This is a genomic window from Vibrio inusitatus, from assembly GCA_024346935.1.
In the GTDB taxonomy this organism is placed as follows: domain Bacteria; phylum Pseudomonadota; class Gammaproteobacteria; order Enterobacterales; family Vibrionaceae; genus Vibrio; species Vibrio inusitatus.
Window position 1 is genome coordinate 469,494 of record AP024879.1, and the last position, 16,091, is coordinate 485,584.

The window sequence follows — 16,091 nt, forward strand, 5'->3', positions numbered from 1 at the left end:
TTAAGGAAGAGACATGACCTCGTTCAAAAAAAAATTTAGCGCAATAGTTGCTGGTATTGCGCTGTTAGCTAGCTCAACCGCATCTGCAAAGGAAAAAGAGCTGACCTTAATGCTGGATTGGTTTGTAAACCCCAATCATGGTCCTATTGTCATTGCACAAGAGAAGGGCATGTTTGCTGAACAAGGGTTGAAGGTAACGATTCAAGAGCCTGCAGATCCAAGTGTTCCATCAAAACTGGTAGCAGCCAATCAAGTCGACTTAGCAATTTCTTATCAGCCTTCATTTCTAATTGATGTTGCAGCCGGTTTACCTTTGGTATGGAGTGGCACACTACTAGCAACGCCTTTGAATACGCTCACCGTACTGGATAATGGCAAAATTAACTCTTTGTCCGATCTTAAAGGAAAAACCGTTGGCGTATCGGTATCGGGTACAGATGAGGCGATTATTGGCAAGATGCTTGGGAATGAAAATGTCGATTATTCCGATATAAAAATTGTGAATGTCGGCTGGGCGTTGTCTTCATCTTTGGCATCAGGTCGAGTGGATGCTATCTGGGGGGGGATGCGCAATTTCGAATCTCACCAGTTAGACCTAGAAGGCTACAAATCGAAGAGCTTTTTTCCAGAAGAGCATGGTATCCCGCCTTACGATGAACTGATGTTTGTCGCCAATGCGAAAAATTACGATAAAGATGCTATTCAGCGGTTTAATAAGGCATTGGAATTGGCCACTCAATACATAGTCAATCATCCAGAAGCGGCGTGGAAAGAATTTATTGCCTATAACCCAGATACGCTCAACAACGAGCTTAACCATAGAGCTTGGATTGATACTTTGACGCGCTTTGCTTTGCGACCATCAGCAGTCAATAAGCAGCGTTATGATGACTACAGCCAGTTTATGTACGATCTAAAGATCATTAAAACGATCCCTGATAGTAATCAATACCTAATTAACTTTTAAGCCAGTGCCACAAGGAAACCCCATGAAACGATTTACTTCGAAGCTGTTTACATTGCTTGCCAGTTCAACTCTTTTGCTCAGCCCCCTATTGCAAGCCAAACAAACAGAACTGACCCTAATGCTTGATTGGTTTGTTAATCCAAACCATGGACCTATTGTTATTGCTCAAGAACGCGGTTTGTTTGAGGCTCAAGGCTTGAAGGTAAATATCCAAGAGCCAGCTGATCCCAGTGTTCCTGCGAAACTAGTGGCGGCTAATAAGATTGATCTCGCGGTATCGTACCAACCAACATTGACCATTGATGTGGCCGCAGGACTGCCGTTAATTCGCAGTGGTACTCTCATCTCTACACCGCTTAACACTCTAATGGTGATAGATAATGGCAAGATCAACTCTGTTGCTGACCTGAAAGGCAAAAAGGTGGGTATTGCGATTGCGGGTAATGAAGAAGCAACAATCGGCACTATGCTGCGCTCTGCTGGCCTTAAATTCTCTGATGTAGAAATCATTAATGTAGGTTGGGCACTTTCGTCATCGGTGGCCTCGGGAAAGGTTGATGCAATCTGGGGCGGATTACGCAACTTTGAAACCAATCAGCTAGCACTAGAGGGCTTCAAAGCTAAAGCATTCTTCCCAGAAGAGCATGGTGTACCTGCTTATGACGAGTTGGTGTTTGTAGCTAATGCAAACAGCTATGATGCTGAGGCATTAAAGCGTTTCAACTCAGCGATCGAATTAGCAACTCAATATATCGTGAATCACCCAGAGCAAGCATGGAAAGAGTTCGTAGCATATAATCCAGACACTTTGGATAACGAACTAAACCGCCGTGCGTGGGAAGATACGTTAACTCGTTTTGCTTTGCGACCAGCGGCAGTAGATCGTCAACGTTACGATAATTACGCACAATTTATGTTTGAAAATAAAATCATTAATAGCGTTCCAAACAGCGCTAAATACTTGCCAACGTTTTAAGGTAACAACATGAATACCCAGCAATTAATTGAAGCTTGTCAGCAAGAGTGGAATGGCTATATAGAGCATGACTTTGTTCATCAGCTTGCGAATGGCACCTTGCAACATGAGGTATTTCTTCACTATCTCAAGCAAGATTTCTTGTTTTTGAAGCAATACACTCGCGCGTATGCGCTTGCTATTTATAAAGCGAAGAATCTTTCGCAAATGCGCAATGCACTGCCAAGTTTGCATAACCTGCTTGATTCTGAGATTGGCCATCACATTGAGTTTTGTGAGAAGTGGGGCATTAGCGAACAAGAGATGGAAGCAGAAACCGAAGATTTTGGTACAGTGGCTTATACACGCTATGTACTGGATACCGGAAATGCGGGTGATCTTATTGATCTTTACGCCGCTTTGGCACCGTGTGCAATCGGCTACGGTGTGATTGGTGATAATCTCGCTAAACGCGCAACAACAAAACTGGAAGGCAATCCATATCGCAGTTGGCTTGAAATGTATTCGGGGGAAGAGTTTCAGCAAGGCGTGGTGAAGTGTATTGAAAATCTTGATCAGTTGATTGCTGATATTCCTTTAGAGAGTACTCGAGGCAAAGAACTAATCGAAGTATTTAGAACCGCAACCCGTATGGAAATCGCTTTCTGGGAACAAGGCTTTAATGCCGTTAAATAGGATTTGAAATAATGGATAAACAACAAATCGCTCAAAGTCTGCAAACACTTCGTGATAGCAAACCATTGGTGGTAAACGTCACTAATTATGTAGTGATGAACAACACGGCAAACGCTTTGTTAGCTATTGGCGCTTCTCCTATCATGGCGCATTCAGCTCAAGAAATGTCAGAGATGATGAGCTTTGCTGGTAGTTTAGTGATTAACATTGGCACGTTGGACAGTGTTTGGATCCCACGTATGTTGTTTGCTGTAGAGCAGGCAAACATCAATGGCAAAACCGTTATCCTTGATCCCGTTGGCTGTGGTGCCAGTACACTTCGTACAGAAGTTTCTCGCCAGATTGCGGAGCAAGCGGATAAGCTTATTATTCGCGGCAATGCCTCTGAAATTATCGCCTTGGCAGGTGAGCAAGCTCAATCGAAGGGCGTAGATGCGCTCGATAGCAGTGATTCAGCTGTGAATGCCGCTAAATATTGCGTAGAGCAATACGGCGCTAGTGTGGTTATTTCCGGTTCGAGTGATTATGTGGTAACGAGAGAAGCAACTTATAAGTTGGATAATGGCGATGAGATGATGCCTTATGTTACTGGAATGGGATGTTCGCACACTGCACTTACTGGCGCTTTTGCCGCTGTTGGTGAAGTAACAGGTTTGGCTGCTACTGCTATCTTGGGCGTAGCAGGTGAAATTGCTGCTGAAAAATCAGCAGGTCCTGGCTCTCTTCAAATGAACTTATTAGATACCTTGTATCAGCTAGATGTTGAAACGGTATTATCGCGCTTAAAGTTACAGCAAGTATAAGGACAAATTCATGAACCCTTATGAACTCTACTTTGTTACTGATGATCAGCAAGACATAGAAACGCTTTGTACAGTGGTTAAAAAAGCTATCGCTGGTGGTGTGACTATGGTGCAAATTCGAGAAAAGCATGGCGATGTACGTGCGTTTATTGAAAGAGCAAAAGCCGTAAAATCAGTCATGCAGGAGAGTGGTGTGCCACTTATCATTAACGACCGTGTTGATGTTGCGCTCGCTGTAGATGCATGTGGGGTTCATTTAGGGCAGTCTGATATGTCGGTAGAAGATGCAAGACGACTGCTTGGCGACGACAAGCTGTTAGGTTTGTCAGTCGAGAGTGAAGAGCAGTTACTTGAAGCACAATCTTTTGCAGTCGATTATTTGGGGGTTAGCGCTATTTTTGCGACTCCGACTAAGACTAACACCGTGAAACATTGGGGAATAGAGAGTTTAACAAAGGCTGTTAAGCTGTCGAATAAACCTTTGGTGGCAATTGGTGGTATTAACGACTCTAATATTAAAAGTGTGGTTGGTACCGGAGTTGATGGTATCGCTTTGGTTTCTGCCATCTCTGCGGCAAGCGATCCAACTCAGGCAAGCAAAGATCTTCTTAGTAAGATGCGCAGCTAGTTATTACTTATTTAATATCAAATCCCGTTGATCTTTTATTGAAGGTCAGCGGTTTTTTTGTTTTTTGCCCACCCTAAAACTTTGACGGGTTTCGTCCGCCAAGTGAGAGTTAGTTGTTTATCAATAGCCGATTAATATGTGCCTGTTGATTGATTAAACCACTTGGAGAAAAGACATGACCCTCAATAAACGCACTGGCCTTCTACTGTTGGCTTCACTTTTTGTTTCATCAACTGTTTTTGCCGCTAACACTCAAGATCAGCAAGTTATCGACCTGTCAAAAGATGAAATGCCTGGCTCAATTGGTTTGTCTGCTACGCCAGATTCCCTACCTAACTTTAGCTTTCACAAAACCAAAGCGAATAAAGATGAGAAACTAGAAGGTGAGCCGGCTAAAAAAGATAACATTGATGCTTCCGATCACGATCCTGCAGGTTCAATTGGCTTCTCAGCAGACGTTGATTCATTGCCTAAATTTCACCTCAAGCAAAAGAACCGTGACGCACATAAAAACAACCTATAAACAGAGTTAACGTGAATAATGATATGGAACATCAGCCATCACCGTTGTGTGATCTCAACTGATTCAGCCTTAGTGCGACGTTCACACTGAGGCTGTCTTGGACAAACTGACCCGCGAGAGCAGATAAGTCTTGCTCTGTTTTCCATTCCTCTCTCTATCCAGTTAATATTTAAGATTCTTCCAACGGTTAACAGAAGTTCTTTGATATCCCTTGGAATAGGGCCTGTACCGCCGTTCTCTATACAAGACTGTTTCAATCTTTCTGCAACGTCTATCGCATCAAATCCTTGAGCTTGGATTGCTGGATTAAGGTCCACACCACTGCACAATACGTGTGAGTTACCTGCGAAATCTTGGACCTTGACCGATTCACAACAGTAGATATGAGGCACATCGTTTTGCATCAAGATAGAGATTTGCGCGACACTGACGTTGAAATCTTTATCCTTGGTAGTCATACGAAATACTGCCCAGTGCTGGCAAGGGTCTTCTACCATTTTCATATTGCCCCATGGTAGTGGGATACCATTGCCTCTATATACGGCCTTTAATGTACCTGGATGATACGCGTCAAAATAATGCCAGTGAGGATAAGGTGATACTGCTGTCATGCGTCGCATAGCAATGGATTCAGATACGCCGGCTAGCTTACACACGCTAATGTCGTAACCATTTCTATCTAGCAGTTGTCTGAAAGGAACTTTAGGGCAGAGCAGGGCTCCAGCAAAGAATGAACATTCAAAGTCTCTCCATGCGTGCAGTATTTTTGTGGAGTCTAATTCTACAGAACCCCCTTGCTGTTTCTCATCCCTAACACCGTAGCTTGGCTTGCTGTCAGACATGAGCTTACTCTTTTCACCATCACCTTGGTGCAGCACCATATGACCGATATTTACCGCAATGTCATATTTAAGCCTGATAGGATCATTTTTTAGGATGTTGTTGATATGCAATATGTTAGGTGCTTCAAAGTAGGAACGAGCGACACGTTGTTTCTTATCTCCGCTTGCTTCGATAACCGTTTCTGGAAGCTCTTTGAACCACTTTATTTTTAGCCCAATATCTGCACAAATCTCAAAAAGGTCATCCACGGCCAATGGCATTCGTTTTTGGCCTATTTCTTCTGCAGCACGTTCAAGGTCGGGGAAATGGTTTTGATTATGCTCTTGATGGGCACGAATAAGTAAGTGGGCAAATTGCCTTCCTGTAGTACCGGTTTGCGCCAGCATCTCAGGTATAGCGATCTGTAATATTTCCTTTGAAAACAAAAAGCTAGGCTCTAGTGCCATGCCCATGACTCCACCTCTTGTACCTTTTTCAGGAACAATCTCACTTTGCTCTTTAGCGTCATCTAGAAACCAGTTTACTGGTTTTTGAAAAACATCGGCTATCACCTCAAGCATATCTTCACTGGGTACTCTTTTACCACGCTCAATCATGGATAGATATGAGACCGATGGTGCAGATTCCGGATTGAGTTTTATGCAGCGAGACGAGAGATCATCAAGTGTTAAGTGATTTCTCTTACGCAGGTTTCGGATCTTGGTACCAAGAAAGTGCGACTGTCTGAACAAACTGGTTTTTGTTTTCATATTTGTAAAATTTACACTGTGTAATTTTAATTGTGAAATTCTAGTGAATATTTAGTTAAAGTAAAAATGTAGACAGAAGAAATTAGACACCAGTAACAAAAAGCCTTCTTCTCTTTGCAACAGCAGCTAGGTGACAAAGCACTTCAATGACTATCACGAGGAATGATGCCATGAATCTACCAATGACTAAGGAATGCCAGATACAACAGAGCTTTTGCCAGTTTATTAACACTGAAGTGCTGCCACTTGTCGGTTTAAATGTCGATGAGTTTTGGACCAACTTTACGCAACTGGTTACTGAGTTAACTCCCATAAATCAAGCGCTACTAGAGACTCGCTCTCAAATGCAGCAGCAAATTGATCAGTTCCACGAAACACATCGTTCATTTAATGCCGAGCAGTACAGAACGTTTTTAAAAGAGATTGGTTATTTACAAACAGAAGGGGAAGACTTTTCAATAGAGACAGAAAATGTCGACCAAGAGATTGCTACGATTGCTGGACCTCAGCTTGTAGTTCCTATCAAGAATGCTCGTTTCGCACTTAATGCTGCGAATGCGCGCTGGGGAAGCTTGTATGACGCTCTATACGGAACGGATGTAATTCCGCAAACCGAACCTGGAATGAAAGCAGGCAAGAAATACAATCCAGCGCGTGGCAAGCACGTAATTGCTTATGCTAAGGATTTTCTTGACCGAGTATTCCCACTAGATCAAGGCTCACATCATGATGTAGAGAGCTACACCATCTATTTTAACGGCCTAATGGCTCACTTCCCTGATGGAACGCATACCGGTTTAAAGCAGCCAAAGCAGTTTGTAGGTGCTAGCGATCCAGAGCGTGAACCTACATCAATATTACTGAAAAATAATGGCTTGCACGTTGAAATTATAATAAATCGTCAAGGGATCATTGGTAAAAATGACCTATCTCATATTGACGATATCATTGTTGAATCAGCGGTATCGACCATTATGGATCTCGAGGATTCTATCGCAGCGGTAGACGGTGAAGACAAGATCGATGCATATCGTAATTGGCTAGGTTTAATGACAGGTTCGCTACACGCTTCTTTTGAAAAAAATGGAGCAACGCAGATCCGCCGCCTTGAAGGTGACAAAAGCTACACCGGGCGAAACGGCGAGGACTACAACCTGCATGGGCGTTCACTACTGCTTGTACGTAATGTTGGCCACCTAATGACGAGCGACCTGATAACACTGTCAGAGGGTGAGCAAGCACCGGAAGGCATCATCGATGCTGTAGTAACGGCACTTATCGCGGCGGTAGAGATTAAAAATCCCGAATTGTGTCGAATGAAAAACAGTCGCACAGGCAGTATTTATATTGTGAAACCTAAAATGCACGGCCCTGAAGAAGTCGCTTTTTCATGTGAATTGTTTAGCCGAGTAGAGCGTATGCTCGACCTAGAACCTAACACCATCAAGATTGGCATTATGGATGAGGAGCGTCGCACTTCATTAAACCTTAAAGAGTGTATTCGCGCGGCCAAATCAAGAGTGTTCTTTATTAATACGGGCTTCTTGGACCGCACCGGCGACGAGATTCATACCAGTATGCAAGCGGGTCCTTTCTTGCCTAAGCAAGAGCTTAAAAGCCAAATATGGATAGATGCTTACGAGAAGAACAACGTTTCAACGGGCCTAAATACCGGTATGTCGGGCAAAGCTCAGATTGGCAAAGGGATGTGGGCGATGCCTGATGAAATGGCACAGATGATGGAGCAAAAGACAGGCCATCTAGAAGCGGGCGCAACTACGGCCTGGGTTCCTTCTCCAACCGCAGCGACCTTGCACGCCCTTCATTATCTAGAAATAGATGTTAAGCAGCAACAACAGCGATTGTCGGCAAATAGTGAAGACTACAAAAAGGGCATGTTAACCATTCCTTTGATGGCGCAAGAGAACGAACTGACTCAAACAGAGATCGTTCGTGAACTAGAGAACAATATTCAAGGGATCTTAGGCTATGTAGTGCGCTGGATTGAGATGGGAGTAGGGTGCTCGAAGGTGCCAGATATCAATAATACTGCTTTGATGGAAGATCGTGCAACCCTACGTATCTCTAGCCAACATATTGCGAACTGGCTTAAACACGGCATCTGCACAAAGCAGCAAGTAAATAGTGTGCTTGAGCAAATGGCAGAAACCGTAGATCAGCAAAACGAAGGAACATCGGGTTATTACCCAATGACGCCAAATACCCAAACCAGCCATGCATTCCAATGTGCAAAGGCGCTTATATTCCAAGGAACTGAGCAGCCAAATGGCTATACAGAACCACTACTTCATGAGTATCGACTACAGGCAAAATGATAATCCCATTTACTAGTTACTAAAGCACTGCTTACTAAATCACTGAGAGAGGGACATTATGGATAACTACAAATCAGTAATCGAAACAGCAAAGGGCACTATTGATCAAAACGGTCAAACGTGGGCTGCAATTAATCCGGAATACGTAGCACGTATGAAACTACAGAACCGATTTAATTGTGGGTTAGATATCGCTCGCTACACAGCACAAATCATGCGTGAAGATATGCAGTCGTATGATGAAAGCAGTGAAAACTACACTCAATCTTTGGGTTGCTGGCATGGGTTTATTGGTCAACAAAAAATGATTTCTGTTAAGAAGCATTTTGAAACGACGAGAGGTAGATACCTATACCTTTCGGGTTGGATGGTAGCGGCAATGCGTTCAGAGTTGGGCCCACTACCGGATCAATCTATGCACGAGAAAACCTCGGTACCTATGCTAATCGAAGAGCTCTACACTTTCTTGAAGCAAGCGGATGCCCGTGAGCTTAACCACCTTTACAAGAGCCTAGATCAAGCACGCAGTTCAGGTGACGCTGTCACAGCACAATCTGTTCAGAATCAGATTGATAATTTTGAAACCCATGTTGTTCCTATCATTGCTGATATTGATGCCGGCTTTGGGAACGAAGAGGCCACCTACCTTCTTGCGAAGAAAATGATTGAAGCGGGTGCATGCTGTATTCAAATTGAAAACCAGGTATCTGATGCAAAACAGTGTGGTCACCAAGACGGTAAAGTAACCGTACCTCATGAAGACTTCCTAGCAAAAATTAATGCGGTTCGTTATGCGTTCCTCGAACTTGGAGTTGATGATGGTGTAATCGTTGCTCGTACGGACTCACTGGGAGCAGGTTTAACACAGAAAATACCCGTAAGTCAGTCAGAAGGGGATTTGGCGGATATGTACAATTCGTTCATTGATGGCGAAGAAATTACTAAGCTAGAAGATCTTGGTAGTGGTGAGATGGCTATTAAGCAAGGTGATAAGTATATAAAACCAACACGACTACCTAATGGATTGGTTCGCTTTAAGCCTAATACAGGAGAGGATCGTGTGGTTCTAGATTGTATCACTTCACTGCAAAATGGCGCTGACCTTCTTTGGATTGAAACCGAGAAGCCTCATGTTCAACAAATTGCTGGCATGGTCAATCGTATCCGTGAAGTCGTGCCAAATGCGAAGCTTGTTTACAACAACAGCCCGTCATTTAATTGGACTCTGAACTTCCGTCAGCAAGTATTTGATATGTGGAAAGAGCAAGGTCAAGATGTATCGGCTTATGAGCGTGAGAAGTTAATGAACAGCGTTTATGACGAGTCTGAATTGGCACGAGAAGCAGATATTAAGATCCAGAACTTCCAGCAAGATGCGGCTCGTGATGCGGGAATTTTTCACCACTTGATTACACTGCCAACGTACCATACCGCTGCGCTGTCTACAGATAATCTCGCTAAAGATTACTTCGGTGAATTAGGTATGCTGGCGTATGTTAAGGGGGTTCAGCGCAAAGAGATTCGTCAGGGACTTGCGTCTGTTAAACATCAAGATATGTCTGGTTCCAATATTGGTGATGATCATAAAGAGTATTTCTCCGGAGACCAAGCACTTAAGGCTTCGGGCGACAATAATACTATGAATCAATTTGCTTAAGGGTACTAGAAGCCTAGGTAAATTCGAGGTAGTGACTGGGTCAGAGCTCTATGCTCTGGCCTTTTTTACAGTAAAAAGATAGGTGTCTAATAATGAGAGCTTCCTCTCATAGATATGCAAACTAAATGCAAATCTGTGATCACAAAGATTAGTGACTTTGACTCTAATGCCCTACAATCCCCGTAATAATCACTTACAGTTAGCAAAAAGATAGGAACACCTTAATATGGGGCAACTTAATTTAGTTTCGGATGACATCATTAAGAAAAGCGATGACCTTACTCTGAAACTGGAACAACTCAAGTCAGGTTACTCGCAAGAACCTTCCCCAAGTATCGAACTTAGAAAGCAACGCCTTTTATTACTCAAGCAATCAATTGTTGATCACGAGAAACAGCTGATAGCAGCACTTTCGAAAGATTTTGGTTTTCGGTCTGATTTTGATTCGGTGCTAACTGACATTATTCCTACCATTAATCATATTAAATATACGGTTAAAAATCTAAGCAAGTGGGCGCGCCCTTCAAAGCGTCATGCTGGATTAATGCTAATGCCATCAAAATTAAGAGTTGAGTATCAACCTGTTGGTGTGGTGGGGATTATTTCTCCATGGAATTTCCCAATTATTCTTAGTTTATCGCCTGTTGCGACAGCCATTGCTGCGGGTAATAAGGCGATGCTTAAACTCAGTGAATTCACACCAAATACCAATGAAGTGATTGAAAATATCCTATCGGTTATCGATGAAGAGGTGTTCGTAGTACAAGGTGGAGCAGAAATAGCGAGATCTTTTAGCTCATTGCGTTTTGATCATTTGTTATTTACTGGTTCAACCCAGGTTGGGCGATTAGTCGCACAAGCAGCTGCGAAAAATCTGACCCCGGTTACTCTAGAGCTAGGCGGTAAATCGCCGGTAATTATTGCGCCAGATGCACAATTAGAAAAGATTGTTGATGTGGTTCTGTTTGGTAAATGTGTCAATGCTGGACAGATCTGTGTGGCCCCTGACTATGTGTTAATTGAGCAAGAGCGTGCAGACGAATTCGCGGAACTATTTATTAAGCGTTTCAATGACTATTTCGGTAAAGATTTAACTCAGTTTAGCCATATCATTAATGGCACCCAGTATCGACGTTTACAGTCTTATCTTGAGCAGGCTCGGGATCAAGAGTCGGTTCGCGTTGTACCAGTTGCCGAGAATGACAATTCCGAGAATGGTTACCAGATACTGCCTCACCTTGTGTTTAACCCAAGTGATGACTTAGACATAATGAAAGAGGAAATCTTTGGCCCGATCCTGCCGATTATTACTTATGAAAAAGTAGAACAAGCGGTTGAGTACGTTAATGATAGAGAACGACCATTAGCGCTCTACATTATGAGCGATGACAGTCAGTGCATTGATTATGTACTCAACAACACGCACTCTGGCGGAGTGTGTATTAACGACACTATCTTCCACGTAGCTGCCGAAGATGCACCGTTCGGTGGAATAGGGCATTCAGGCATTGGTCATTACCACGGTGAAGAAGGGTTTAGAACCTTTAGCCACGCGCGTACAGTGCTACATACACCTAGCTGGTTGCCGAGAACTCGTTTGCTGATGAAGTATCGTAAATCTACGTTATCAGTGATGAAAAAGGTGTTTGGAAAATAAAAAGGCCCTCAATAACTAGTATCTAACTATAGAGGGCAGTTTATATTATTTACCGAGATCCTTATTAAAGTTCGGGCATAGATAGAACAAGCTCAACGTCGTCGAACTGAGCGTCCGTATCTGTACCAGCTTGATGCTCCGACTCCATCACGATGCGCACGTGGTGGGTTCCGGTTGGTGCTAAAGCTGCATCCATGTACTTGGTGAGTTTCTTCGATGAATTTGCTTTGATGTTATCGGTTTTACTGATGATATTTTCATTCTCATCAAGGAACTCTACATACATCCAGATAGGGTCATCGTTAGCCCCCCCCCAGTTCATCATGTAAGAAGAATAGGTTACATAGAGAGGCTCAACACCTGTGTAACCATCTAGACTATTGATGGCACTGATTGTTTGAGAGGCGACACCACCGAAGCCAACACCATACCCGTTACAACTATCATCACCAAGGTTTCCAAGTTGGAAAACACGATTTCCGTTTGAGTCTGGGATACCACAAGCGCCACGCTCTAAGGAACGAAGTGCGTTCCATGTCGGATCTTCTGCTTTAGGATAGTGATCCCAACCCTCTTCGTTACCTGCTTCCGCATCGCCGTTGATGACTAGGTTATCGGTTGCTACTCCTACATACACTAGGTCTTCTACTGGAGACCATTCAGACCAGTTTAGGTTGTTGTCACGATATCGAACACGAGCGTAGATTGTGCTACCCGGAACAGCACTAGATACTGTTTCGTAAGAGGTGATATCAACACCTTCTTGAGTATCAACAGGGTAGGTATGTTTGCGGTCTTCAGCACACTCTTCGTCTTTGTCAGCGTAAGGATTACACTCAGTCACTACACGATTTCCATCTTCGTCTAAGAAGTCTTCTTCGTTGTACCACCAGTTGTATGCTCGTGTGGTGTTACCCCAAATATCGTTCACATCTTCATTGAAATCAGCTGTGCTAGAAAGTTGCCAGTGTGTTTCATAATGTTCAGTTTCTGGTTGTCCATCGAATGATGATGCATTCATGGACAGAACGCCAGGGTCAGTGAAACTAATGCTTTCGATGACAGGTTGGCTTGGACCATAGTGAACTCGATATACCTGCGTTTCATATTCTGGGAAATCAGGTTCAAATCCGCGATAGAAGCTACCACCAGTGCGGCGTGTCATGGTGATTTGTTTGTCACCTTCAGCAGTCATAGTGAAGATGTTATAGCCATTTTCATCGTTAGATAGAGCGACTGTATCGTAGTCGTACTGAGCAAACTCTGCGAAGTGGTCTAAACGACCGACAGATGTAGCAACATTCAGGGCTACGTGCGGAGTGTTTTTGTCATTCCCACGAGTATATGAGTGGGTATGGCCAAACATATGCCCTGATAGCTTACCCGAATTTGCAGAGTATTCTTGTAGCAAATCTACAAACTCACACGCTTTCCATGATTCCCCGCTTAGCCACATAGAAGACTTACATGGTGCGTGGGTGATACCTAGTACATAATCGATATTGCCATCGTGTACCGTGTGTTCAAGCTCTTGCTTAGTCCAGTCATACTGATATTCCTGACCACCATCTGTCTTAACGAAACTGTCGAAAAAGAACATACGGAGGTTCAAGAAATCAAGTGAATAGGTGTAGCGAGCTTTATCCCAACCCATCTGAGCAGGCCAATCAAGATAGATATCGTAACCTTCGATATTTCCGCCATCGTGCTCGTGGTTACCAGGAGTTGGTAGAACAGGGACGTAGGCAGCAAGCTCGTGAGAAGAATTAAAGAAGTCGCGATAAGCTTTACGTACGTTAGTGGCGTAAACTAAGTCACCCGCTACCATGATGCCTGAGATTAGGTCATTACAGGTAGAAACATCACCTAGACACTCGTTACGGATAATACCGTTTTCGTAGATGTCACTAAGACCGGTCAGGCCTTCTCCCCAACGATCACGATCACTGGCATGAGTGTCAGACATGGCTACAAAGGTGTACTCTCTGTTGTTTGCGATATCTGAAGAAGTTGGCCAGGTACGGAAGTTATAGATCTTCGAGTCACCGTCCGTAGTGCGCACAAAGTAGTCATATTTGGTGTCACTTTTAAGACCTTCAACACGAGCAAGTTGAACTAAACCAAGGTCATCGTAATCTCTGCTGCTACTGACCATGGGTTTATACGGACCCTCATTACCCTGCTCACGGTAATAAACGACGGAGTCTGTAGTAGTAAGAGACTCTGGCTCAAACATTACAGTCATTCCGTCCGTTGCTGGATGCTGAAGGTATGGGGTCGCAAGAAAATTCGCGATAGGCCCTTCTCGATCATAAACACCCTCTATAGGATGCACAGGGTTACCTGGGTCGGTTGGTTTATTGTCGCTACTAGAAGAATTACAACCAGCAAGCAGTGGCAACGCGATCATTGCGCTATATAAAAGCGACTTTCTCATGTGATTTCCTATATTTTGTATTAAACGAATAAATGAATGCTTCGCGCTTCAAACCATAGAAAGAAGCGATCTAGTACCCAATACATTGCAAGGCCACCAGTGAGATAAATAGAAAATACTCTGGCCTTGTAAATTTCTTTTTGGTCAAAATTGAATCTGTTCGTGATGAAATTGATGAACAACCAAGATATAACAATTAATAATTGACCTAGCTCTACTCCTAAATTAAAAAATAGAATGCTAGATAGTTCGACTAAATTAACTGTGTTTACTTCAGAGAGTACTGAAGAAAAACCAACGCCATGCAACAATCCACAGAAAAACGAAACGGTTACAGGGTAGTGTGCCGTTAGTCCTTCTTTTTTGTTTATTATTTCATAAGATAAAAGCAGAACACTCATTGCAACTATTATTTCAATAGGTTCTATTGCAGGGCTTATTACACCAATGCTAACAATGAACAATGTAATAGAGTGGGCGATAGTGAATCCTGTGATAGCTTGAATAAGCTTTTTCCTCGATTTAACTATCATTAATAGGCAAATAATAAACAATACATGATCAAATCCGCCTAATATATGTTCAAATCCTACGATTAAATAACGTAAGTTCAGATTTGAGTTATCTACTTTTACCGGTACTGTCCATGACTGCTTAGTTGTTATATCGACTAATTCATTATTCCCTTGTTGATCGTAGTAATTAACCAAGGTGGATATCTGAGGAACATAATAGTCAAACCGAATATCAAGCGTTTTGCCTAGCAAAGATTCCTGACAGTTCAGAGTTGAGATAAGAGGGTTGAACTGAGTATTGATACAGTCTTCGGGTAACAGAAAATAAGGGCTGTTTTCTTCTTTGTACTCATCAGGTAACTTCAACTCAACTCGGTACTGATTGTTTTCCATAGTAATGACCGAGATGAAGATCGGCTCAAGGCCGTGCGCGATTGTTTGGGTCGAGAAACAACCTGCAAATCCTAATAATAGAAACGAGATAAAACGCTTTATATTTGCCATGCTAAACCTCGGTTCTAACGCTTAACTGGTCAATAAGATCGTCGATAATCTGTTGATATCGCGCATCAATACGTGACTGGTAGAGGTCGGCAATAACCTGGTCTTTGATGCTTTCAAAGTCTGGATTAAAGGCTGGCTGGGTTTGTTTCTTTATCCAATGTAAGCCCACGTTAGTTTTGTAGGGGCCAAACCAAGTATCATCTTCTAGGTTAATGATTTTGATGGTCTGATCATGACCAAAAATAGCTTCTAATGTAGCTGTGTCAGTATCTCTAAGGATTTTGTCGAAGTCCGCCAAATCTGACATTTGCACAAGTTGACGTAAAGAGTATTTGTTTTCTCGTAGTGAGCTGATAAGACTTGGGTCATCGTCACCTCGATTTACAATCACAAGGTCATAGGTCTCTGGTTTGTTATAGTTATGTGCTTTTTGATGAAAATAAGTCTTAGCTTCGTTAAAGCTGGGGATTGGCTGTTCAGCGTTTACCATCATTTCGACAATATTTTTGGCTTTAGCCGTAATAACTGATTTCAACTCTTCATCATTTCTATCAAGTGAACGATTAAGAGCGAAGTTATATAAAGCCTCATTAGTCAGATAATCATTTATTAGAGACTTCTTTTTATCTTTATCAAGAGAGTTTATATAGCCATTTATCATATCTACATTGTCTAGACCGTACTGAACATTGACAAATTTCCTAAGATTCTCTTTATTTACTGAAACGTTATTGCTTTGTCGGTCATAAAAAAGAGTGTTATCAATTAATAATATCAATATTGATATCATGAAAAATATAATAAGTGGATGTTTTGTAAAA

At 42.7% G+C, this 16,091-nt stretch carries 13 protein-coding genes; 9 read left to right on the top strand and 4 right to left on the bottom strand.

Annotated elements, in window-relative coordinates; all coding sequences use genetic code 11:
- Positions 1 to 13 precede the first annotated feature (13 nt).
- From OCU48_RS15140 to OCU48_RS15165, 6 genes are all read left to right on the top strand, one after another.
- Positions 14 to 967, top strand: coding sequence for an ABC transporter substrate-binding protein (locus tag OCU48_RS15140; protein ID WP_141344646.1), 954 nt, complete (start codon positions 14 to 16; stop codon positions 965 to 967).
- A gap of 22 nt (positions 968 to 989) precedes the next feature.
- Entirely contained in the window at positions 990 to 1,943 is a 954-nt protein-coding gene (locus OCU48_RS15145) for an ABC transporter substrate-binding protein (protein ID WP_141344647.1), read from the top strand.
- Positions 1,944 to 1,952: 9 nt separating this feature from the next.
- Positions 1,953 to 2,618 carry a thiaminase II gene (gene tenA / locus OCU48_RS15150; protein WP_141344648.1) on the top strand — a complete coding sequence of 222 codons (666 nt, stop codon included), beginning with the start codon at positions 1,953 to 1,955 and terminating at the stop codon, positions 2,616 to 2,618.
- Between the two features lie 11 nt (positions 2,619 to 2,629).
- Positions 2,630 to 3,421 carry a hydroxyethylthiazole kinase gene (thiM, locus tag OCU48_RS15155; RefSeq protein ID WP_141344649.1) on the top strand — a complete coding sequence of 264 codons (792 nt, stop codon included), beginning with the start codon at positions 2,630 to 2,632 and terminating at the stop codon, positions 3,419 to 3,421.
- Between the two features lie 10 nt (positions 3,422 to 3,431).
- Positions 3,432 to 4,049, top strand: coding sequence for a thiamine phosphate synthase (thiE, locus tag OCU48_RS15160; protein ID WP_141344650.1), 618 nt, complete (start codon positions 3,432 to 3,434; stop codon positions 4,047 to 4,049).
- A 175-nt stretch (positions 4,050 to 4,224) separates the two neighbouring features.
- Positions 4,225 to 4,572: a hypothetical protein gene (locus OCU48_RS15165; protein ID WP_141344651.1), complete on the top strand. Its 348-nt coding sequence runs from the start codon at positions 4,225 to 4,227 to the stop codon at positions 4,570 to 4,572.
- Between the two features lie 38 nt (positions 4,573 to 4,610).
- Here OCU48_RS15165 and OCU48_RS15170 read toward each other — a convergent pair whose 3' ends face one another.
- Entirely contained in the window at positions 4,611 to 6,164 is a 1,554-nt protein-coding gene (locus OCU48_RS15170) for a DUF3612 domain-containing protein (protein ID WP_141344652.1), read from the bottom strand.
- Between the two features lie 170 nt (positions 6,165 to 6,334).
- Here OCU48_RS15170 and OCU48_RS15175 point away from each other — a divergent pair, with 170 nt between their 5' ends.
- The 3 genes from OCU48_RS15175 to OCU48_RS15185 all read left to right on the top strand — a co-directional run bounded on the left by OCU48_RS15175 (position 6,335) and on the right by OCU48_RS15185 (position 11,814).
- On the top strand, positions 6,335 to 8,500 hold the full coding sequence (locus tag OCU48_RS15175) for a malate synthase G (protein WP_141344653.1): 2,166 nt from the start codon (positions 6,335 to 6,337) through the stop codon (positions 8,498 to 8,500).
- A 58-nt stretch (positions 8,501 to 8,558) separates the two neighbouring features.
- Entirely contained in the window at positions 8,559 to 10,157 is a 1,599-nt protein-coding gene (locus OCU48_RS15180) for an isocitrate lyase (RefSeq protein WP_141344654.1), read from the top strand.
- Between the two features lie 226 nt (positions 10,158 to 10,383).
- A complete protein-coding gene (locus OCU48_RS15185) occupies positions 10,384 to 11,814 on the top strand; it encodes a coniferyl aldehyde dehydrogenase (protein WP_141344655.1) in 1,431 nt (476 codons plus the stop codon).
- 64 nt (positions 11,815 to 11,878) lie between these two features.
- Here OCU48_RS15185 and OCU48_RS15190 read toward each other — a convergent pair whose 3' ends face one another.
- Genes OCU48_RS15190 through OCU48_RS15200 form a run of 3 tightly spaced genes read right to left on the bottom strand, consistent with a single transcriptional unit; the run spans position 11,879 to position 16,048 of the window.
- Positions 11,879 to 14,251: a purple acid phosphatase family protein gene (locus OCU48_RS15190; protein WP_141344656.1), complete on the bottom strand. Its 2,373-nt coding sequence runs from the start codon at positions 14,249 to 14,251 to the stop codon at positions 11,879 to 11,881.
- Between the two features lie 20 nt (positions 14,252 to 14,271).
- The gene (locus OCU48_RS15195) at positions 14,272 to 15,270 is read right to left on the bottom strand and encodes a HupE/UreJ family protein (protein WP_141344657.1); all 999 of its coding nucleotides are present in this window, start codon (positions 15,268 to 15,270) and stop codon (positions 14,272 to 14,274) included.
- A gap of 1 nt (position 15,271) precedes the next feature.
- Positions 15,272 to 16,048: a hypothetical protein gene (locus OCU48_RS15200; protein WP_337983911.1), complete on the bottom strand. Its 777-nt coding sequence runs from the start codon at positions 16,046 to 16,048 to the stop codon at positions 15,272 to 15,274.
- Between the last annotated feature and the right edge of the window lie 43 nt (positions 16,049 to 16,091).